The sequence below is a fragment of the Micromonospora sp. NPDC005413 genome (genome assembly GCF_040606435.1).
Taxonomy (GTDB): domain Bacteria; phylum Actinomycetota; class Actinomycetes; order Mycobacteriales; family Micromonosporaceae; genus Micromonospora.
In genome coordinates this window covers 72,790-92,426 of record NZ_JBEXEV010000013.1, presented here as the reverse complement: position 1 = coordinate 92,426, position 19,637 = coordinate 72,790, and the positions used below count along the sequence as shown (strand labels likewise).

General features: G+C 71.0%; 17 protein-coding genes. 6 read left to right on the top strand and 11 right to left on the bottom strand.

From position 1 onward, the window contains the following. Positions 1-77 precede the first annotated feature (77 nt). The gene (locus ABZS37_RS16775) at positions 78-707 is read left to right on the top strand and encodes a fasciclin domain-containing protein (protein ID WP_355169835.1); all 630 of its coding nucleotides are present in this window, start codon (positions 78-80) and stop codon (positions 705-707) included. Between the two features lie 6 nt (positions 708-713). Here ABZS37_RS16775 and ABZS37_RS16770 read toward each other — a convergent pair whose 3' ends face one another. Beyond that, a complete protein-coding gene (locus tag ABZS37_RS16770) occupies positions 714-1,727 on the bottom strand; it encodes a tyrosine-type recombinase/integrase (protein ID WP_355169833.1) in 1,014 nt (337 codons plus the stop codon). Between the two features lie 130 nt (positions 1,728-1,857). On the opposite strand from ABZS37_RS16770, the gene ABZS37_RS16765 reads away from it, so the two are divergent. From ABZS37_RS16765 to ABZS37_RS16750, 4 genes are all read left to right on the top strand, one after another. Continuing rightward, complete coding sequence (locus tag ABZS37_RS16765; protein ID WP_355169831.1) at positions 1,858-2,517, top strand: hypothetical protein; 660 nt, start codon at positions 1,858-1,860, stop codon at positions 2,515-2,517. Between the two features lie 231 nt (positions 2,518-2,748). Further along, the gene (locus ABZS37_RS16760; protein WP_355169829.1) at positions 2,749-4,428 is read left to right on the top strand and encodes a hypothetical protein; all 1,680 of its coding nucleotides are present in this window, start codon (positions 2,749-2,751) and stop codon (positions 4,426-4,428) included. Next, the gene (locus tag ABZS37_RS16755) at positions 4,425-5,990 is read left to right on the top strand and encodes a hypothetical protein (protein WP_355169827.1); all 1,566 of its coding nucleotides are present in this window, start codon (positions 4,425-4,427) and stop codon (positions 5,988-5,990) included. The genes ABZS37_RS16760 and ABZS37_RS16755 overlap by 4 nt, the downstream gene beginning before the upstream one ends. A gap of 125 nt (positions 5,991-6,115) precedes the next feature. Continuing rightward, positions 6,116-8,782 carry a hypothetical protein gene (locus ABZS37_RS16750; protein ID WP_355169825.1) on the top strand — a complete coding sequence of 889 codons (2,667 nt, stop codon included), beginning with the start codon at positions 6,116-6,118 and terminating at the stop codon, positions 8,780-8,782. A gap of 14 nt (positions 8,783-8,796) precedes the next feature. Here ABZS37_RS16750 and ABZS37_RS16745 read toward each other — a convergent pair whose 3' ends face one another. Further along, positions 8,797-9,579: an alpha/beta hydrolase gene (locus ABZS37_RS16745; protein WP_355169823.1), complete on the bottom strand. Its 783-nt coding sequence runs from the start codon at positions 9,577-9,579 to the stop codon at positions 8,797-8,799. Between the two features lie 205 nt (positions 9,580-9,784). Here ABZS37_RS16745 and ABZS37_RS16740 point away from each other — a divergent pair, with 205 nt between their 5' ends. After that, complete coding sequence (locus ABZS37_RS16740; RefSeq protein WP_355169821.1) at positions 9,785-10,537, top strand: FCD domain-containing protein; 753 nt, start codon at positions 9,785-9,787, stop codon at positions 10,535-10,537. Between the two features lie 7 nt (positions 10,538-10,544). Here ABZS37_RS16740 and ABZS37_RS16735 read toward each other — a convergent pair whose 3' ends face one another. The 9 genes from ABZS37_RS16735 to ABZS37_RS16695 form a co-directional block, all read right to left on the bottom strand. Continuing rightward, positions 10,545-11,756, bottom strand: a complete 1,212-nt coding sequence (locus ABZS37_RS16735) for an LLM class flavin-dependent oxidoreductase (protein WP_355169819.1) — start codon at positions 11,754-11,756, stop codon at positions 10,545-10,547. Next, positions 11,753-12,511 carry an alpha/beta hydrolase gene (locus ABZS37_RS16730; protein WP_355169817.1) on the bottom strand — a complete coding sequence of 253 codons (759 nt, stop codon included), beginning with the start codon at positions 12,509-12,511 and terminating at the stop codon, positions 11,753-11,755. Before ABZS37_RS16730 ends, ABZS37_RS16735 begins: the two co-directional genes overlap by 4 nt. Further along, complete coding sequence (locus ABZS37_RS16725; RefSeq protein WP_355169815.1) at positions 12,508-13,356, bottom strand: alpha/beta fold hydrolase; 849 nt, start codon at positions 13,354-13,356, stop codon at positions 12,508-12,510. The genes ABZS37_RS16730 and ABZS37_RS16725 overlap by 4 nt, the downstream gene beginning before the upstream one ends. 44 nt (positions 13,357-13,400) lie before the next feature. Beyond that, the gene (locus tag ABZS37_RS16720; protein WP_355169813.1) at positions 13,401-13,916 is read right to left on the bottom strand and encodes a flavin reductase family protein; all 516 of its coding nucleotides are present in this window, start codon (positions 13,914-13,916) and stop codon (positions 13,401-13,403) included. Then, entirely contained in the window at positions 13,897-14,805 is a 909-nt protein-coding gene (locus ABZS37_RS16715; protein ID WP_355169811.1) for an FAD:protein FMN transferase, read from the bottom strand. Before ABZS37_RS16715 ends, ABZS37_RS16720 begins: the two co-directional genes overlap by 20 nt. A gap of 119 nt (positions 14,806-14,924) precedes the next feature. After that, positions 14,925-15,812 carry a CoA ester lyase gene (locus ABZS37_RS16710; protein ID WP_355169809.1) on the bottom strand — a complete coding sequence of 296 codons (888 nt, stop codon included), beginning with the start codon at positions 15,810-15,812 and terminating at the stop codon, positions 14,925-14,927. Next, a complete protein-coding gene (locus tag ABZS37_RS16705; protein WP_355169807.1) occupies positions 15,809-17,275 on the bottom strand; it encodes a dihydroorotase family protein in 1,467 nt (488 codons plus the stop codon). Before ABZS37_RS16705 ends, ABZS37_RS16710 begins: the two co-directional genes overlap by 4 nt. 42 nt (positions 17,276-17,317) lie before the next feature. Then, positions 17,318-18,748 carry an MmgE/PrpD family protein gene (locus tag ABZS37_RS16700; protein WP_355169805.1) on the bottom strand — a complete coding sequence of 477 codons (1,431 nt, stop codon included), beginning with the start codon at positions 18,746-18,748 and terminating at the stop codon, positions 17,318-17,320. Beyond that, a complete protein-coding gene (locus tag ABZS37_RS16695; RefSeq protein WP_355169803.1) occupies positions 18,741-19,607 on the bottom strand; it encodes a cyclase family protein in 867 nt (288 codons plus the stop codon). Before ABZS37_RS16695 ends, ABZS37_RS16700 begins: the two co-directional genes overlap by 8 nt. Between the last annotated feature and the right edge of the window lie 30 nt (positions 19,608-19,637).

Below are 19,637 nucleotides of genomic sequence, written 5' to 3'. Positions count from 1 at the left end.
CCGAGCCGACGTGCCGGCGGCGCGGGCACCACGCCCGCGCCGCCGGCACACCCATCCACCGACCCGTGGAGAACGCCGTGTCGCACCCCCGACCCACCCGGCCCCTCCGCCTCCTCGTGCCGGCACTGCTACTGGCCCTCACCGCCTGCACCGGCGCCCCCGCCACGGACGCGGCCCCACCGGCACCCCAGGTCACCGGACCACTCTGCGCCGCCCTGCCCACCGGCACCGACCCCGGAAACCCGACCTTCCTCGCCGACCAACCCGTCGACCAGGCGCTCCGATGGATGCCCACCCTCACCACCTTCGAGGCGGCCCTGCGCACCAGCGGAGTCCTCACCGACCTGCCCACCGGCGGCGGCGTCACCATCCTGGCGCCCTCCGACGACGCCTTCGCCGCCAAGTTCTCCGAGGACAACTGGGACGACCTGATGGCCCGCCACACCGACCAGCTGCGCACCCTGCTGAAGGCACACCTGATCACGGGAACCCACCGGATCGACGACCTGGTCAAGGCCGGCACCGCCACCACCCTCGACGGCACCACCGTCGCCATCACCCGTACCGGCCCCGCCGCCCGCCTCGCCGACCGCGCCGACGCGGTCTGCGCCGACTACCAGGCCACCAACACCCGCATCCACATCATCAACGCGGTACTCGGCCCACTGCCCACCACCGCCAACGACACCGACCAACGGGCCCACTGACCCCGCTCACCGCGCCGCCGCCCCCCGATCGACCGGCACGAGCGCCGCCAGCGCGCGGTTGGTCCGATTGGCCCGCACCGCGTCGCGCTGTTGCCCGGCCGTCACCTCGATGTACGTCTGCGACGACGCCAACGACGCGTGCCCCAGCAACCGCATGATCTCCGCCGCGCTCGCCCCGTCCTCCGCCAGCCGGGTGGCGAACGTGTGCCGCAGCGCGTGCAACCGCGCCCCACGCGGCACCCGGTCACCGATGCCCGCCCGCCGGTAACACGACTCCACCAGATACTGCAGCCCGCCGCGGCGCAGCGGCTCGCCGCGCCGGTCCACCAGCAACGCCGAGTCGGGGCGTACCGACCGCGACCCGAAGCGCCGGGCCCGACTGTCCAGGTAGTCCACCAGCACCCGATCCAGGTCCGCCTCAATCGGCACCACCCGCGGCCGCCCGCCCTTCCCGGTCACCTCGACCCGCCGCTCACCGGGCCGACCACCCAGCGAGCCGACCCGTAGCGCCAGCAGCTCCGACAGCCGCAGCCCGGCGCAGAGCGCCACCGCCAACACCGCGACGTCCCGCTCTGGCCACGGGTCACGCTGCCGACCGTCGTCACGGGCGGCCGACGCGAGCAGCACCTCGGGGGTGTCCGCGCCGCGCAGCGGCTTCGGCTGGGGGAGTAGCGCCCGAGGTCGCCCGACCGCCGGCATCGGGTTACCCGCCACGACCCCGTCGGCGACCAGGAACGTGAAGAAACTGTTCCAGGTGGACCAGGCCCGGTGCACCGACGCGGGCGCCCGGGGCGCGGCGAACCGGGCGAAGGCCGCCCGCATCACGCGGGGGGAGAGGTCGGTGATCGACAGCGCGTCCAGGGGCAGGGGAGTGGCGGCATCCTCGGCGACCAGCACCGCCACCGCGTGCAGGTCCCGCCGGTACGCCGCCAGGGTGTGCGGGGAGGGCTTGCGGGTCGCCCGGGCGATCAGGAACTCCTCGATCAGCACCCCGAGCGATTCGTCCTGGTTGTCATGCATAAGGGATATTATGCATGACTTTCACGTTCCCTGGAAGGTGGGGAGAAGGGGGAGTAGATACCAGAACTCCAGAGCCACCGTCCGACCCAGCTCACCGCGCTGGGTCGAGGAAACACGTATCGTGCGCGGCATGAGGTGGGCCGACGACCAGCCCGGGTGGGCTCCATGGGCATCACCAGCTGCGGTCGCCGGAAGCCGCAAGGCGGATGACGCATCGACCGGGACAGCCCCCGAAGGTGTCAGCAAGGACGGGCGGAGCTGGCGGATCGGCACGGCCAGCGACGTCGCCTGGATCGCCGGCCACACCACAACCGGCGGCCTGTCCGTCACCACCGCGATTCCACCGGTGTTCGACGCGTACGCCACCTTCCACCCGCCCGAGGACGTCAGTTTCGACGCCCACGAACACGCCGTCGTCAACGAGCTGGCGGCATGCACCCCGGACCAGCGCTGGTGGCTGGGCTATCTCGACACGGGCGCCCACGACATCGTCTTTCCCGGTGCTCTGAAGGTGTCGCTCTACTGGGGCTGGTCCTACGTGCTGGTCGAAGCCGGCCCCGAACAGGCCCTCACGTGGCGGACCGGTCACATGCGCGGCGACGGGCCGTTGCCCGACCTGTTCTTCCCGGCGGATCGTTCCTGGCTTGTCTCCGCCCTCTGGGACGACACCTGGACCGACGTTGGCGGCCGCACCGCTGTGGTCGCGGGCCTGCGGCGCAACCCGCTGGTCAACGCCCGCGTCGTCCAGCCCGACGAGGACGCGCTTCCGCCAGGACTGACGCGCGATTGACCACCCGCACCACCGGTGAGGGGACCGCCAGATCGGTCTACTTTACATAATGTGCATTATCGAATCAGTGCTCAGGCAGGTCGTGGCCGAGCAGAAGGGTGACTACGGCAAGGCGGTGACCATCGAGCCGCCGCTGCCGGCGGAGACCTCCCACTTCGCCGAGATGCTGCAGGATTGACGGCTGGCGCATCGGCGACAGTGTTCATGGTCGATGCGGGCTAACCTCCTGCCATGGTGGACGCCGCCAACCTTGAGGCCGCCGGAGCTGCCGTTCAGCATCTGAGCGGCCTGCTGGCGGACGTCTGGCTGGCAGTGGACGCTCCGGACCACGTCGGCGGGCGCTGGTTGGAGCTGTGCCGCGGGTCTCCGGTCGACCCGGTGTTCGTGTGCGTCGATGCCATGAGCAACGTGCTGCACGTGCGGTATCTCGGCCCGGAGAACCTCTCCATCGTCTACCTGCCCGGCTGGTTCTATGAGGTGGCGACGGCCGCCTCGCTGGGCCGTCCACTCGACGTCTCCGCCGCGACGGTGCTGGACTTCGCGACCGCGCGTCCCCTGGCCTTCGATTTGACCGTCGAGCACAGGATCCGGGATGCGGTGGAGACCGTGACGCTGCCGTCGGGGCGTGAGCCGGTCGAGTACGAGCCACTCCCCTACGGCTACGCGTTCGCGCCCGCGCATGGCTTCGGTATCTCCGAATCGCCGACGGGCGACCCGGCGACGGACCCGTCGGCGATCTTCCACTGGGGTGCGATGTCGCTGCGGGTCGCTGCGGCGCCCGGTGTCACGTTCGAGCAGCGACCGCTGCTGGGCGAGGTGGCCCTGGGTGTCGTCCGGGCGGCCTACCGTCCGGGTGACGGCAGTGTCACCTGCGATCAGGCGCTGCGCTTCGAGTTCGAGCGGCACCGTCATCCGATGACGGTTCCTTCGTTGGGCGCGCCGTTGCGTCCCGTACCGCTGGTGGAGCCGGACGTCGTCGCGAACGCGGTGGCTCTGGTTCGGGCGCTCGACGAGCCGCGGCCCGTTGCCGTGCAGGAGTCCTGTGCGGACGGGGTGGACCTGGTGTTGATGAAGCCGGATCTGCGTCGGTTGCCCCGGGGAGCTCCGTGGAGTTGGCAGCCGGATTGGCTGGTCGAAGCGGCGAAGGTCGTCGACGACGCCGTGTTCGCGATGGTGACGGGTCTGCTCGACACGTACGTCCAGTGGCTTGGCGGGCTGCCGGAGAGCGCACCCGTACCGATTCGTCTCCGTGTCGATCCTGCGAGCGCGGAGGATCGCTTTGCCTATCGACTCGATTTTCTGGACGCGGACGGTGAGGTGTCGGCCGAGCCGCCGGCGACGACCGCGCCTTTCGCACCGTGCTTCCGGTTGACCGTGGTCCGGACGGAGAACGTGCGGGTGCTGGTGGACCTGCCCCTCGGGGTGGCCGGCGGATCGGACATCGAGGGTGTCGTGCAGTACCGGGAGAAGATCGTGACGCACTTCGACGACGTGCCGCTGATGGTCGCCGATGGTGAGGTCGACACCGGGGCCCAGTTGGAGGCGCGGCCGGCGACGATCGAGGAGATCGTCCATATCGCCGTGGCGGTTGGCGAGTTCGTTCCGTTCCCACCCGTGCAGGTCATGTACGACCTGCGTGATCTGGGCAGCGTCGGGGCGTACGTGCTGACCGGGAAGGACCTCTACGGCGAGCCGATGGGTGGCCTGGAGGCGGCGATCACCCTCGGGGGTGTGCTGCTTCCCGAGGTTGCCGAGCGGGCGGTCGGCTCGTTGCTGGCCTCGGGTCGGCGGGTCACGACACTCGGCGATGATCCCGGTCGGCGTCTGCGGGAGGCGGCGGAGGCGGTGGTGTCCGACGATGGGGTGCTGGCCCGTTCGCTGGTCGAACGGGTCGAGGGAAGCCCACCATGACGCGTGTGCCGGGCAGTGCCGGCTTGTCTGTCCCGGAGCGGCTCGCGCTGGTGGGCCAGCTCCAGCGCATGACTCCGCAGGCCCGGGCGCTCCTGCGGCCGGGCGTCGTGCCGCTGGCGTTTCTGCGCGATGTCGAGCAGTTGGTCGACCCGTCCGGCGTCTGTCTTCGGTCCGGCTTCCTGCAGCACGCCTTCGAGGCGGCGCGCCGGGATTTCCCGATAATCTCGATGGAGGGTTTCCTGGCGGGCGCGGGCCAGGGGTCGTTGCTGGCCGATGTGGTCGACGCGCTGCTCGGGGAGGCGTCCGCGACGCTGCTGCGCACGTCGGACCCCGCGCGCTACGTCGACGCGTTGCGACGTTCGTACGCTGATTTCCGAACGGTCGCGACGCCGTTCGACGGTGGGGTGTCCTACGGGTCGTACCGGTACCACGAGGGTTTCCACGTCGAGTTGCCCGAGGATCTGAACGTCATGCCGATGAACGCTCCGGTCGGCCTGGATCCGCGCTACCCGGCGTACGGCGCGGTGGTGACCGGTCGGGGTCACCGCTCGATCGGCATGGTCATGGCGTCGCGGGTGTGGGATCGGGAGATCCCGTTGACCGCGCGGGGTCCGGACCTGTTCCGGGAGTTGCAGGTGCGGAGTCTCGACGAGGTGCACGCCTGGGACTACGACCCCGACCTGTTGGTGTCCGAGGTGCAGATCGCCCACATGATCTCGACCGGGGACGCCCCGATCTACCGCTTCTCGTTCGAGAAGGGGCCGCCTCGCGCTCGGACGGTGACACAGGCGCGGTGGGAGCTCGCGGCGCGGCTGGAGGACGAGCGGGTCCTGACCGTCGACAACGCCGAGCTCCAGCGGTTGTGGGATCACCACGGTCGTAGTGCGACGGTGCCGCGGGGGGATCCGCTGGACGTGCGCAGCCGGTACGGCCGTGATCCGTACTACCGGCTGTCGCGGGATGAGCTGTTCGAGATGGCCATGGGGCTTCCGTCGGCGCGGAACGTGGCGATCCGTGTCTATGAGTGGGAGCACGCGAGACCTCAGCGGTTCATCAGGGAGATGCAGCGGTGGGTTCGGACGTTGCGCAAGAAGCTCGACGAGGATGTGTGGAGCAGTCGGCTGTCGATGCTGACCGGGGCGAGCGAGCCGGGCAATCTGCACCTGCTCTCCCCACGGGACCACGCGCTGACCGACCTCTACGCCGGACGCATGATGGGCGGGATCACCCGGCTGGACCGCTGGGGTAACCGGGTGGTCCCGACCGTCGCGGAAGAGGCCGACTACGACTTCGCGGCGCGCGCGCAGGACTACACGTCACAGTACGGGGCGACCGCGGAGCCGTTTCCCCTGACCGACATCGCTCGGGTGGCCGAGCCGGTCGTGGCGTTCGAGCAGCGGACCCTGGCCGAGCTGATGGCCGCGCTGCGGGACGACGAGTGGCAGAGGGCGTTGGCCTCGACACCGGAGGCGGCCGGGGCCTGGAACGAGCTCGTGCGACGACTCAACAGCCACGTCGACGGCTACGGCATGCCGACCGCGCTGCATCTGCCTCAACTCTGACTGGAGGATCGGCCATGCCGGCAACACCAGAGGCCACGCTCCGTTTCGTGCAGGTGCGTCGGACGGGTGACCCCGCGGGCGCTGAGGACGGCGCCTGTACCGCCGGACCGACTGTCATCGGGCCGGTGTTCGATTTCCGTGACGACTGGTCGCCGCCGGTCCGCAACGCGGTGACGGGCCGCGACGTGGAGCAGGCCTGGGCGCTGTACGCGGCGCGGAGGAAGGAGCAGGACGACGCGGTCGAGGATCTCGGTCGCCTGGTCGTGGCCCTGGTGCGGCGGGCCGCGGTCGACTCGCGGCTCACTGTCGGGAAGCTGCGTGAGGTCATCGCCGAGTGGGCGGCCGAGCGGCAGGTGACCTCGGAACAGCTCGGCGCCCCGGTGGCCGCCCTCACGCGCTGGGCCGTGGACATGACCGCTCTCGGCCGGTTCCTGGGGCGGCCGCGTGGCGTGGTGTCGAGTGTCGTTCTGCGTCTGCTGCGTGGTGTCACGCTGGTCCGTCTCGCCGGCAGTGCCGCCGAGGACGCCTGCCTGGTCCGCTCGTTGGTCGGTGGTCGTGACCTGGAGTTGCCGCCCGCACCGAAGCCGGCGCCGCAGCTCGACGCCGACATCGGGCATGCCCAGCAGTTCGCCGAGTTGGCCGTGCACGTCGGGCGGTTGCTCATCCGGGCACGCGTGACCGGTTCCACGGATCCGACTCTCGCCGACGTGCGGGCGGCTGGCTTCGTCGACCTTGGCCCGGCCATCGAGGCGACGTCGCGCGCCGCCGGCGAATTGGGCGTGCCGGCCACGGCCACGCTGCGTGCCCTGCGCACGCTGTTCGACACCGAGCGGGAGGCTGCCCGCCGTCGGGCGGATCGGCGGGCCGACGCGGCGGATTCGGGACGGCTGGTCGAGAGCGTGCCCATCGGTGACGACATCGAGTACGTTCCGCCCCGCGTGCCGGTGCTGGGCGCGCAGGCGCGGGTCGCCGGTCGCGGTGACCTCATGGTCATCCGGACCGCGCATCTGCGCTACGAGTTGGGTGAGATCTCGCATGTGGAGAACGTGCTGGCCAGCGAGGTACGCGGGCGGACCCATGTGGTCGACACCAGCACCCGGGAGTCGGTCACCACGTCGACGCAGTCGATCGCCGAGACCACGCAGGAGTTGGAGACCACGGAGCAGAACAGCCTGGACCGGGCGCTCACCACCGCGGCGACCCAGAGCACGTCGACGTCGTTGGGGGTGAGCGTGTCCGGTGGCTTCGGCCCGGTCCAGGCTGGTGTGGACATCAACGCCGACCGGTCCACGACCACCGCGAGCAGCATGAGCTCGGCTGTTTCGTACTCGAAGACCCTCACGGAGCGGGCGTCCGAGCTGCTGCGCAGCGAGGTGTCCGAGCGTCGCTCGATCACCAGCACGACGCGGGTGACCGAGACCAACGAGCACCGGTTCGACAACGGCGACGGGTCGGTGAACATCATCGGTGTGTACCGGTGGCTCACGAAGGTCGACCAGGCTCAGGTCTACAACTACGGGGAACGGCTGCTGCTGCAGTTCGTCGTGCCGGAGCCGGCCGCCGTGCTGGTCCACCTGGCGCAGCTGAGCACCGACGAGGGCGCGGTCGCGAAGCCGACCGGTTGGTTCCTCGACGTGGCCGATCTGAACGAGGAGAACTACGCCGACAAGGCGGCGCGCTGGGATGTGGTGGGCGTGGAACCGCCGCCCGAGTCGGAGGTGTCGGCCACCGTCACGTTCGCCGATCCCCCGGCTCGCCCGTTCGACTACCCCCGTAACTCCACGGACAAGTCGCAGCCGGAGTGGGGCTACAGCTCGTACGTCGGTGAGGTGCCGGTGCCGGCCGGTTACGAGGCGACCGAGGCGTACGTGACCACGACGTGGGGGCTGGTGGAGGGTGAGTACACCGCGGAGGAGGGCAGCCCGCCGCAGGCCGTGCAGATCTCCATCGGGGAGAAGCGGGTCAGCAGCAGCGACGGCGGGGACGGCCAGATGACTGTCACGCTCGATCAGGTGCTCCCCGGGCCGCTGCCGGTCGGGATCAGCGCCGATCAGCGTGGCGGGCTCACGGTCGTGGTGCGGGTGCGCTGCGAGCGCACCACCGCCGCGTACGAGGCGTGGCGGCTGCGGGCGTACGAGACGATTCGGGCCAGCTATCTGACGCAGTTGGCGGCGTACGAGAACGACCAGCGTCTGCGGTTGGCCCGGGCGGTGTACCGGTCCGAGCAGTCGGCGGAGGTGAACCGGCGGGTCGAGCAGGTGGAGTTGAAACGGGCCTGCCAGAGTGTCCTCTTCGGTCATGAGTTCGACCAGTTCGGCAGTCTGACCTTCCCGGCCGACGACGCGCCTCGGATCAACCGTGTCGAGATCAGCGCGGAGGCGGATCAGATCCAGTTCGGCGAGGACCTCTTCGAGTGGGAGAGCATGGTCTACCTGTTCTACCCGTACCAGTGGGCCGGTCGGGAGCGGTGGGCGACGTTACGGTCCCGGACCAGCTCGGACGCCGTTCATGAGGCGTTCCTGCAGGCCGGTGCCGCCCGGGTGACGGTGCCGGTGCGAGCTGGTTACGAGCACGCGGTCGGGCGGTACCTGGAGACCTCGCAGATCCCGGCGCTGACGCCGCGTCCCTGGCGCGATGGTGGGAACCCGTACCCGCCGATCGAGGATCTGATCGGTGACGCCCTCGACCGACCGGGCGAGGAGGTTGCCGTCGGCGAGCCCTGGGAGGTGCGCACTCCGACGGCGCTGATCTGTCTGCAGGTTGGAGCCGAGCTGAATCCGGAGTCGGCGTGAGCGGCGGGCTGTTCTCAGGTGCCGGATCGGTGCAGCCAGTCCTCGGTGAGTGACCGCAGCAGCGCGGGTTGTTCGAACGGCAGGTAGTGCCCGGCCGCGTCGATCGCCGTGAAGGTGCCGCGGGGATAGCGGCGCATGGCGTGGAACTGGTCGGCGTAGCCGACGATGCCGTCCTGCCGGCCGGTGACGACGCTGACCGGACCGTCGAAGGTGATGTCGGTGTCCTCGTCGGGAAGGGCGTACTCGGGGCCTGCGCGTAGTTCCTTTTGGAACGTGTCATCGCCGGGGCCGCCGGACTCCAGTGCCGCGAGCACGGTCGCGACGACGGCCGGTGTGCGGTGACCCAGCGCCACGTCGAGGTGGGCGCGCAGGCCGGTGGGGGCGCCGTCGAGCCAGCCCGGGGGCGCTTCGGGTGCAGCGGGCTCGGGCAGGGTCCGGCTTGCTGGCGCGATGGTGACGCCGGGGCAGACGAGGAGCAGGCCGCGGACGAGGTGCGGCCGTTGACGCGCTATGCCGGCGGCCAGGTACGCGCCGTAGGACGCGCCCGCCAGCAGGACCGGCCCGTCGATGTGGCGGTCGAGCCAGGCGGCCACGGTGTCCAGTACCGCCTGGGAGGTGGGCCGACAGGTCACTGGGGAATCTCCGTGGCCCGGCAGATCCAGGTACACCTCTCGCAGGCCGGCGCCCGCGAACGCCGGGGCGAAGGCGGCGGCCGTGGCGGCGCGCGTCGTGCTGAACATGGGAAGGCAGACGACTGTCGATCCAGTGTGTGTCGACTCGTCGACAGCCAGGTCCATGCCGGGAGCCTAGCCCGAGGCAGGGTCACCGAGATGACCGTCGACCCGCGGGTCATGCGGCTGAGCAGCCACCGTCTGACCGAGGAGGTGACCGCGGCGGTCAACGCGTCCCTGGCCGCCCGGTCGAGCCGTGGACCAGCGAGAGCGACGACTGGCGGCGAAGTAGCCGACGGCCGGCAAGATCGTGGGCCCGTAGGATCGGGTCATGTCTGAGGCCCAGCCGACCCCACGGTTCCGCCAGCGTGCGGCGAAGATGGGCGAGTTGGTGGCCCGGCAGATCCTGGAGGACATCGTCGAGCAGGGGCTGCCCGCCGGGGCGGGACTGCCCACCGAGGCTCAGATGCTGCAGGCGTACGGGGTCAGCCGCGGCACTCTGCGCGAGGCGTTGCGGATTCTGGAGAACAACGGCCTGGTGCGGGTTCGGCCGGGTCGTGGTGGCGGGCCGATCGTCGGGGCGGTCGATCCGCACACCTTCGGTCGGACGATGGCGCTGTTCATGCAGATGGGCCGGACCCGGTTCGGTGAGCTGGTCGAGGCGCGCGTGATCATGGAGCCGATGATGGCCAGGTTGGCTGCCGAGCGCCGCGACGCCGTGCGTCTGCGCGAGTTGGCCGAGTCGATGCGGGAACACAGCACGCTGGAGGAGCGCGACGAGGCCAGCTACCTGGCTGTCATGCAGCGTTTCCACGGTGTGGTGGCGGGCTTGTCGGGCAACGGGGTGCTGGATCTGTTCGGCCGGGCGCTGAAGGAGATCTACACCGAGCGGGTCGTCGCGGCCGAGCGTCGCCCGGAGCGCTGGGAGGACGTGCGACGCGAGCACCAGGCGGTCGCCGCGGCGATCATCGACGGCGACGGCGTTGAGGCGGAGAAGTTGATGCGGGCGCACATGGCCGCCCTGGCTGATCACCTCGAACGCGACTACGCGGGTCTGCACGACGAGGTGATCGGCTGGTGGTGAGGCCCGGTCAGGACAGTGCGCTGGAGAGCACCGCCTGCACTGGTGTGTGGTCCTGGTCGACCCGCCAGGTGGTGTCCTGGTCGCGCCAGTCGGTGCCGAGGCTGGTTACCGCCGGCATCACTTCCCTGGCGAACAGGGTCAGGTGGTCGCGTACCTCGTTGCTGGTCATGTCGCCGGCGTGGTTCATCAGGATGAGGTGCCCGACGCCGGTCCGCTCGTAGAGGCGGTGGATCTGCGCGGTCACCTGGTCGGGGGTGCCGACGAGCAGGATGCCGGCGTCGATGAGGTCCTCGTAGCTCATCGAGCGGACCGCGCCGAGGCGGCCCTGGAGTGCGGCCACGGCCGCGGACGGTGGAAAGTAGCCGGGTGGGCTGGCCGCTCCGAGTCGCAACCGTCCGGGCTTGAGGTAGTACATGAGCTTGCGGCCGATGTCGCGGGCTTTCTCCTCGGTCGGGGCGACGTGGCACAGGGCCATGTAGGCGAAGCGGTCCGGGCCGGGTTCGGGTTGGCCGGCCGCGACGGCTGTTCGGCGGTAGAGCCGGAAGGAGGTCGCGGTGTCGTCGTACGTGCCGAGCAGGTTGCACAGGGTGTAGCCGTGTCGGGCGGTCCATTCGACCAGTCGGGTGGAGGTGCCGCTGACCCAGATCGGTGGGTGCGGCTGCTGGTACGGGCGTGGCCACACGCTGACGTACCGGTAGTGGTAGTGGCGGCCTTCCCAGGAGAAGACGTCGCCGCTGGTCCACGCCTTTTTGATCAGGTCGTGGGCCTCGATGAACATCTCCAGGTTGTGCACGGGGTTCTGGTTGGAGGGGAACGTCTCGCCCTGGACGCCGCGGACGAACCCGCAGTCGATGCGGCCGCCGCTGACCGAGTCCAGGTAGGCGATCTCCTCGGCGACTCGGATGGGGCTCTCCCGGTGCGGCAGCGGGGTGCCGAGCACCAGGACCCGGCCGCGTCGGGTGCGGTGCAGCACCGACGCGGCGCTGAGGGTGGCCGACACCTGCAGGGTCGACGCCGACTGGTGGTGCTCGTTGACCATCAGGTCGAAGCCGAGTTCGTCGGCGAGTTCGTACTCGTCGAGGTAGCGCTGGTAGAGCTCGTGGCCGAGGACCGGGTCGTAGTACCGGTTGGGCATGAAGTATTTGAGGCCCCGGTTGGCCTCTTCCGCCTCGGGTGGGACGAACGGGTAGGGCATTTCGGTGAAGTGGTAGAGCCTCACAGGGCCTCTCCCCTCAGGAAGGACCGGACCAGCTGGTGGAACTCGTCGGGACGCTCCAGGTACGGGTAGTGCCCGGCGTCCGGGAGGTCGACGAAGTGCGCCGATGGCAGCAGGTCGGCCAGTGCCGCGCTGTGCCTTGGTGGTACGAGCCGGTCGCGGGCGCCGGCCAGCACCAGTGTCGGCATGGTGGCCAGGTACAGCCATCGGCGCAGCCGTGGGTCGTGCAGGAACGGTTTCCAGGCGTATCGCGACAGGGCGGCCCGGTCGGCGAACGCCTGCTCGTATTCGCTGTCGGTGAGGCCGGCGGGATAGCCGGGCATCCGCAGGTCGCGGCAGGCGGCGGGGTCGGCCCAGCCCAGCTCCACCACCTCGGCCGGGTCGAGCAGCAGGATGTCGGCGAAGTCGGGCTCGGTCGGCCCGGACAGTTTCACCCCGTACGGGGAGACGAGGACGAGTGAGGCGAACAGGTGTGGTGCGCGTACCGCCATGTCCAGTGCGATCCAGCCGCCGAAGCCCGCGCCGGCCAGGTGGAGGGGGCCGGTGGCCGGATCGCGTACCAGGTCGGCGGTGAGGCCGGACAGGTAGTGCTGCGCGAGGTCGGCGACGGTGTCCCATTCCTGCGTGGTGTCGTCCAGTGGTGTGCCGAAGCCGGGGTGTCGGGGCACGATGACGTCGAGGTCGCGTGCCAGCAGGTTCAGCGCACCGACCGGCCCGGGTAGCACGTCCGCGTCGTGGAGGAACAGCAGCGTGCTCACGGTGTGCCCCTCCCCTGCGTGAAGAAGGTTCGCAGGAGGGCGGCGACCGTTTCGGGTTGGTCGAGGTTCGGCGCGTGTCTGGCGTCCATGCGGTGCACGTGGACCTGTGGGGACAGGTTGTCGAAGTGTCGGCCCCAGTCCGGTTCGAGCAGGTCGTCTCGGGTGGCCTCGACCACCAGCACCGGTAGGGGGCAGTCGCGCAGGGGGGCCGGCCAGTCGTCGGGGCCGCCGGGTCTGGGCAGCGTGGGGTGGCGCATCCGGGGGGCCAGGCACGCCTGCACGTGTCCAGGTTTGCGGGTGTTGGCGTAGCGCAACCGGACGGCTTCGTCGAAGCCGGCGTAGTGGTCGGTCATGAGGGCGAGGAGGCGGTGCATGTCTTCTTCGGTGCCGTCGAAGCGGCCGAGTTCGCTGGTTCCCTTGGCGGATCGCCACGGGCCGCCGGTGCCGCAGATGCTCACCGCGGACAGGGCGGGGAGGGTGGGTGCTGGTGTGGCGAGGGCCCGCAGCAGGAGGGATCCTCCGAAGGACTGGCCGGCGAAGTGCGCGGCGTCGACGCCGAGGGCGGTGCAGAAGGCCGCGAGGTGGGCGGTGCGGAAGGAGTACGGTGACCGGTCCAGGTAGACGACCTTGTCGGTGTCGCCGTATCCGAGCAGGTCGGGTGCGAGTACCCGGTAGTGCTGGGCGAGGATGGGCATGACGTCGGCCCAGCTGCCGATGGCGTCGCCGCCGAACGCTCCATCGTGGACGAGGACGACGGTGCCCTCGGGTTGTCCGGGGGGTGCGCATTCCCAGTAGCGGGTGGTGAACCCGCCGGCGTCGACGGTGTGGGTCCGTGGTGGGGGCATTTTCCTGCCTTCGGGGCGGGTGCGTCGTGCGTGTATCGGGGTTGTCAGAGCGCGTCGGCCTGGAAGGTGCCGTAGCGCCCGTTGAGGTAGAGCAGTGGCGGGGCGTCGGTCTGGGATCGGGCGTGCAGCACCTCGCCGCACAGGATCCAGTGGTCGCCGCCCTGGTGTACGGCGGTGGTGCGGCATTCGAGGACCGCGGTGGTGCCGGTGGCGAGGGTGGGCACCGGCGTACGGCCGGTGACCATGGCCGCGGCGAGGTCGTCGAGGTCTCGGCCGCGGGCGGCGAATGCCCGCGCCCAGGTGGCGCGGTCCGCGGCGAGGTAGTTGATGCTGAACCGGCCGGCTCGTTCGGCCAGGGGCGCGAGGCCGGTCTTCTGGTCGACGGCGACCATGGCCATCGGTGGTTCGCCGGACAGGGAGGTGGCGGAGGTGCAGGTGATGCCGGTGACGCCGGCCGGGCCACCGGGCACGAGCACGATCGCCACCGGTGCGGGCACCTGTCGGAAGGCGGCCCGGAACCGGGTGGTCTCGACGAGGCGTTCACGGCTGGTGGGGTTCATCGTGCCGCTCCCCTGTCGGTTGGTTGTCCATTCGGGTCAGCCACAGGTGGTGTACGTCGGGTCGGGTGGTGAGGCGGTCCGCCGCGGGGCTGCCGCCGATCACCACCGCTGAGGCGACCCAGTCGGCGGTGGCGCCGGTACGGGCGAGAACCGTTGTCTGGGTGATGTCGGAGCTGGCCGGCTGTCCGGTGCCCGGGTCGATCAGGTGGTGGCGGTCGGTGCCCCAGCGGCGTTTGCCGGTGCCGCTGGTGGCGATGCCGCCGTCGCGTACCAGCAGGATCTCGCCGTTGGGCAGTTCGACGGGCCAGCCGTCGCCGTCCGGACCCGGTCCCCGGCAGGTCACGTCTCCCCCGATGCTGGCTGCCGAGTTGGGGCCCAGCCAGGTCACGACGTCGTCAGCCCACCTGCCCTTCGCCAGCGCCCCGACGTCGACGCCGTATCCGGGTGCCAGGCGGGCCGTGTGGTCGCGCAGTTCCAGCAGCGAGGCCAGCGGTGGCACGGGCGTCGGTGTCGTGGGTGGTGCGGCGGGCGAGGTGTCGGTCGCCCAGGACCGTACGTAGCCGGCGGCGAGCAGCCGCGGCAGGATCGCCGCGTTGACCAGGCCGGCGCTGGCGACGGCCACCGTGAGGGCGTGTCGGAGCATGGCGTGCAGGTCGTCGGAGATGGGGTGCCATTGCCCGGCGGCGGCGTTCAGTTGGGAGAGTTCGCTGTCGGCGCGGAAGCGGGAGTACATCAGGTCTAGTGCCCGTAACCGTCGCTGCACTTCGGTGAAGGGTGTGGCCGGTGGGCCTTGGCTGGCCAGCGTCACGTCGCAGGTGAACACCTGGCAGGTGTGCCGCCGCACGGTGGTGGGCAGGTGGTGCGTCGGCGCGGTGGACGCGACGGTCATGTGGGCTCTCCCTTCACCACCAGTCTTAACATGCTAAACATGATGATGTTTACAAGGCAAGGGTCGGTCCCCCCGGCCGGCCCCTGCCTCGCGGGGCCGGCCGGGGTCCCGCAGACCGGTTACCGGTCCGCGGTGGCCCGGTCCAGTACCTCCCGGGCGCTGCGGGCCACCGCCGCGTCGATCATCCGCCCGTCGGCGGCGACCGCCACCCCCGAGCCGCTCTGTTCGGCGCCCGCCAGCCGGTCGACGATGTCCTGGGCCGCGTCGACCTCGGCCGCCGTCGGCGAGAACACCCGGTTGACGACGGGCACCTGCGCGGGATGGATCGCCGTGCGGCCGCGAAATCCCTGGCGCAGCAGCAACCGGCTGGTCGCCTCAAGTCGGTCCGGGTCGCGCAGGGCCGTCTCCGTCGGGCCCACCGGCGGGGCGAGACCGACCGCCGCGCAGGCCAGGACGGCACGCGAGCGAAACGGCCACAGCTCCACCTTGTCCGGACCGGGTTGCAGGCGCAGCTCCGCGGCAAGGTCCGCCTCCCCCAGGCCGATGCGCTCGACCCGAGGTGCGGCGGCCACCGCCTCGGCGCGCAGCACCCCGCCGGCCGTCTCCAGCAGTGCGAACACCGCGATGCCACCGACCGGGAGGCCATGATCCCGTTCCGCGTCACCGAGCAGCCGGTGCACCTCGGCCAACAGGTCGACGTCGGCCTTCGGCACGACCACGCCGGTCAGGTGCGGGCCGACCACCGCGACGATGTCCGCGCTCGGCGTGTCCGCGTTGAGGCGTACCCACCATTGCGGAGTGGCGGGCGCCGACGCCGCGGCGTCGGCGAGGAACGCGCCGACGGTGGTCCGGGCGGTGGCCTTCTTCGCCGGTGCCACCGCGTCCTCCAGGTCGAGGATGCAGGCGTCGGCGCCACGGGCCGCCGCACGCGCCACCTTGTCCGGCTGGTCGCCCGGCACGTACAGGTAGCTGCGGGCGGTGGCCCGGGGCTGTCCGACGGCGGTCACGGCCGGGTGGGGCGGGCCAGGTACCGGCCGCGTGGCTGCCCGACCACGGTGCCGTCGCGCAGGATCTGCTCGCCGCGCAGGAACGTGTCGGTGACGCGAGCGGTCAACTCCATGCCCTCGAACGGCGTGTAGTCCTGTGCCGACAGTGACTCGTCGGCGCGTACCGTCCAGGTGTGGTCCGGGTCGACCAGGCAGAAGTCGGCATCCAACCCTTCGGCGATGGCGCCCTTGGTGGCCAGTCCGAATCGGCGCGACGGCGCCCACGAGGTCAGCTCGGCGACACGGGCGTACGACAGGCCACGCTTGGAGCCCTCGCTGATCAGGCCGGGCAGCAGGTACTCGGCGCCGCCGAAGCCGGATTTGGCGACGAAGATGTCGTCCTTCGGCTCGCCGAACTTGGTCTCGGCGCGGCAGCACGCGTGGTCGCTGACGACCCAGTCGAGATTGCCGTCGAGCAGGTAGCCCCAGAGCGCCTCCACGTCCTCGCGGGGACGCAACGGCGGGTTGACCTTGCCGCCGAGGCCGTACGCGGTGTCGATGTCGGCCAGCAGGTGACCGATGGTCACCTCGCGGCGGAAGTCGACGTGCGGGAACGCCTGGGCCATGCGCATCGCCGCGTCGACCGCCTTGGCCGACGACAGGTGCAGCAGGTTGATGGTGGGCAGGCCGGTCTCGTGCGCGAGGTAGGCGGCGATGCTGATCGCGAGCCCCTCGGAGTGCGGTGGCCGGGAGGCGCTGTACGCCGCCAGCCCGCTCAGCGTGCCCTCCTCCTCGACCAACCGGGTGTACGCCCGCATGATCTCCGCCGTCTCGCAGTGCAGGGACAGCGAGATCTCGTCGGCCAGGTCGGGGAACTGCTCGCGGGCGGCCTGCACACCGCGCATGACGAACTCGAAGTGGGCGTAGTCGTAGCGGGCGTCCGGCGGGATCATGAGGAAGGAGCTCTGGTCGGTCGAGCGTCCGTGCAGCCCGTGGCCACCGTAGAACATGAAGACCTTGAACGAGGTGATCCCGTGGTCGCGGACCAGGTCGGGGATCTCGTCGATGTGCTCGGCGGTCATCGGCGCGACGTGGAAGGCGTAGTCCACGTACGACTTCTGGTCGGTGGCGCTGAGCACCTCCGGGAAGAACTCGCGGTACGGTCCGCCCCGGTTGAGGTAGTACTGGCCGGTCCGGATGTAGTTGATCGCGGAGGTGACACCGCCCTGCGCGCAGGCGCGGCTCTCCGTGCCGGTGTCCTCGGCCAGCGGGTGGTAGATGCCCCAGTGCTGGTGCGCGTCGACGACGCCCGGGAAGGCGAGCTTGCCGCCGGCGTCGACGACGGTGTTCGCGCGGGTGGGGTCGATCGAGCGGGCGAGGCTTGCCACCCGTCCGTCGCGTACGCCGATGTCCAGCGCCGCGGGCTCGGCCTGGTCGTGCCGCACCACTCTGACGTTCTTCACTACGAGATCGAAAGGTTCCACGATGTGCTCCTGAGGTTGGCGGACAGCGGAGTGGGTGCGGTGTCAGTCGGAGCCGGTGCCGCTCCGGAGTCGGGTCAGTGGGCGCAGCAGGTCGCCGACGTCCGTGACGTCGGCCAGGCCGAGCACGGTGGCCACCACTCGGTCGGCGGTGTCCGGGTCGACCCGCCCGGCGACGTTGTCCCGGAACTTCAACGCCAGTTCGGCGTCGGACAGGGGTCGCTGCGGGCCGCCGCGGTTGGTCAGCACCTCCTCGCGCCACGTCCGTCCGTCGTCGGTGCGTACCGCCACGATGGCCGGGAACTGATGCGGGAAGATCGTGTTGCACTCGTCGTCGGGGACCACGTCGACGCGGGCCATCAGCGCCCGGCGCTGGGGGTCACGGGCCAGCTCGTCGGTGAAGTCCTCCAGCCCGAGCCCCAGCCCGCCGCCGCCGAGCAGGCCGGCGACGACCGCGTACGGCCCGCTGAACTGCGCCTGGTAGCCGGTGTCCGGGGCGCGTTTGGTGGCGATCGGCTCCCCGATGGTGCGGATCACCGCGGCGGGTACCCGCAGTTCGATGTGCTCGATCCGGTCCACGGGCACGCCCTGCGCGCGCAGGGCCAGGCCGGCGTCGATGGCCGCGTGGGTGAAGTGGTTGGCGGGGTACGGCTTGAAGAAGATGTCCGGCACCGCCCACCGCTCGCCGAGCCCGTCGGTGACCTGGTCGTGGTCGGCCTCACCGCGGAGGAAGGCGGTGAAGAAACCGAACCGGCCCTCCAGCACGGTGGGCGGCCCGGTGAAGCCGCGCCGGACCAGGTCTGCGGCGGTGACGGCGCTGTGTGCGGCCCAGCCGCAGTGCAGCCGCTTGACCGTGCCGCCGGTTCGGTTGGCCTCGATCACCCCGGAGGCCATGGAGGCGGTCACTCCGAGCACGTCCAGCAGCCCGTCCTCGTCGAGGCCCAGCAGCATGCCGGCGGCCACGGCGCCGCCCATCGCGCCGCAGATGGAGGTGGCGTGCTGGCCGTGTTCGAAGAACACCGAGTTGTTCAGCACCGGGTCGAAGCCGGCCATCCCCAGCCGTACGGTCACCTCGATGCCGACCGCGACCGCGTTGGTGAGCGCGGCGCCGTCGGCGCCGGCGGCCTGCGCGGCGGCCAGGGCCGCCGGGACCACGGCGGCGCTGGGGTGCAGCACCGAGGGCAGGTGGGTGTCGTCGTAGTCCAGCGAGTGGGCGAGTACGCCGTTGCCGAACGCGGCCTGCGCCGCCGGCACCGCGTCGGGCAGCCCGACGACGTGTGCGTGGGCGCGCCCGCCCTGGTCGGCGACGTAGTCCAACGCGGCGCGGCTGGTCGGCAGCCGGTGCGCGGCCACGCACAGCCCGAGGATGTCGAGCACCCGTTGGCGCACGCTGGTGGCGAGCCGCTCGGGCAGGGGCTCGGCGGCCGTGCGGGCCGCGAAGGCGGCGAGTTGGCGGGCGAGGGTCTGCTCAGCCATTGACGATCACCGCCAGGGGGCGGACCGGCGAGCCGGTGGCGCCGAAGATGGCCAGAGGCGACAGCACGAACAGGAACTCGTGGACACCGTCGGCGGCCAACTCCTCCAGCGCCATCGTCTCGATGATGTAGACGCCGCGTTCCACCAGCAGCACGCGGTGGGCCGGTAGGACGCTGTGCCCGGCCCTCGGTCGTAGGCACTCGAAGGCGATGGTGTCCGCCCCGGCGGCGTGTACGCCCTGATCGGCGAGCCAGGTGGCGCCGGCTTCGGCGACTCCGGGTACGCCGGTGTCGTGCCCGACGTAGCGGGTGCGGTCCTCGTGGTCGAACAGTGTGCCCCAGCCGCTGCGGACCAGCACCACGTCGCCGGGCCGGACCGGGGTGCCCTGCCGCTCGGCCGCGGCCGACAGGTCCTGTGGCGTGATCTCGTACCCGGGAGCGCAGCCGGCGGGCTGGCCCAGGGCGGCCGGGACGTCGAGCAGCACGCCCCGGCGGACCATCGGGGCGATGGTGTGCGCGCCCAGTTCGGCGTACCGGCCGCCGCGTCCGGCGTCTGCGGCGTCGGAGCCGTCGAACAGCCGCCCGTCCTGGGACACGTGGGAGAAGGCGTCGACGTGGGTGCCGACGTGGGTGCCCATGGTGATGATGTCGTTGGCGGCGGAGCCGCCGTCGGATCTTACGGCGTCCCCGTGCCGGCGGGGCAGGGCATGCCAGAACGGCGGATGGTTCGGTGACTGCGGCATGCCGATGGTCAGGCGACGGCCCAGGTCGTAGACCCGTACTCCGGCGTCGACGGCGGCCAGTAGCGCCCGAGTCCCGGTCGCCGGGCTGGCTCCGGCGGTGATGCTCGTTGTGGTCACGACAATTCTTACCCTTCGGTGGTGGCGGCC

Excerpts from the sequence above, each read along its gene's own strand:
- ABZS37_RS16740 (WP_355169821.1), top strand. The coding sequence starts at position 9,785 with ATGTCTGAGGCCCAGCCGACCCCACGGTTCCGCCAGCGTGCGGCGAAG.
- ABZS37_RS16745 (WP_355169823.1), bottom strand. The coding sequence starts at position 9,579 with ATGGACCTGGCTGTCGACGAGTCGACACACACTGGATCGACAGTCGTC.
- ABZS37_RS16760 (WP_355169829.1), top strand. The coding sequence starts at position 2,749 with ATGGTGGACGCCGCCAACCTTGAGGCCGCCGGAGCTGCCGTTCAGCAT.
- ABZS37_RS16700 (WP_355169805.1), bottom strand. The coding sequence starts at position 18,748 with ATGGCTGAGCAGACCCTCGCCCGCCAACTCGCCGCCTTCGCGGCCCGC.
- ABZS37_RS16765 (WP_355169831.1), top strand. The coding sequence starts at position 1,858 with ATGAGGTGGGCCGACGACCAGCCCGGGTGGGCTCCATGGGCATCACCA.
- ABZS37_RS16770 (WP_355169833.1), bottom strand. The coding sequence starts at position 1,727 with ATGCATGACAACCAGGACGAATCGCTCGGGGTGCTGATCGAGGAGTTC.
- ABZS37_RS16755 (WP_355169827.1), top strand. The coding sequence starts at position 4,425 with ATGACGCGTGTGCCGGGCAGTGCCGGCTTGTCTGTCCCGGAGCGGCTC.
- ABZS37_RS16715 (WP_355169811.1), bottom strand. The coding sequence starts at position 14,805 with ATGACCGTCGCGTCCACCGCGCCGACGCACCACCTGCCCACCACCGTG.
- ABZS37_RS16725 (WP_355169815.1), bottom strand. The coding sequence starts at position 13,356 with ATGCCCCCACCACGGACCCACACCGTCGACGCCGGCGGGTTCACCACC.
- ABZS37_RS16720 (WP_355169813.1), bottom strand. The coding sequence starts at position 13,916 with ATGAACCCCACCAGCCGTGAACGCCTCGTCGAGACCACCCGGTTCCGG.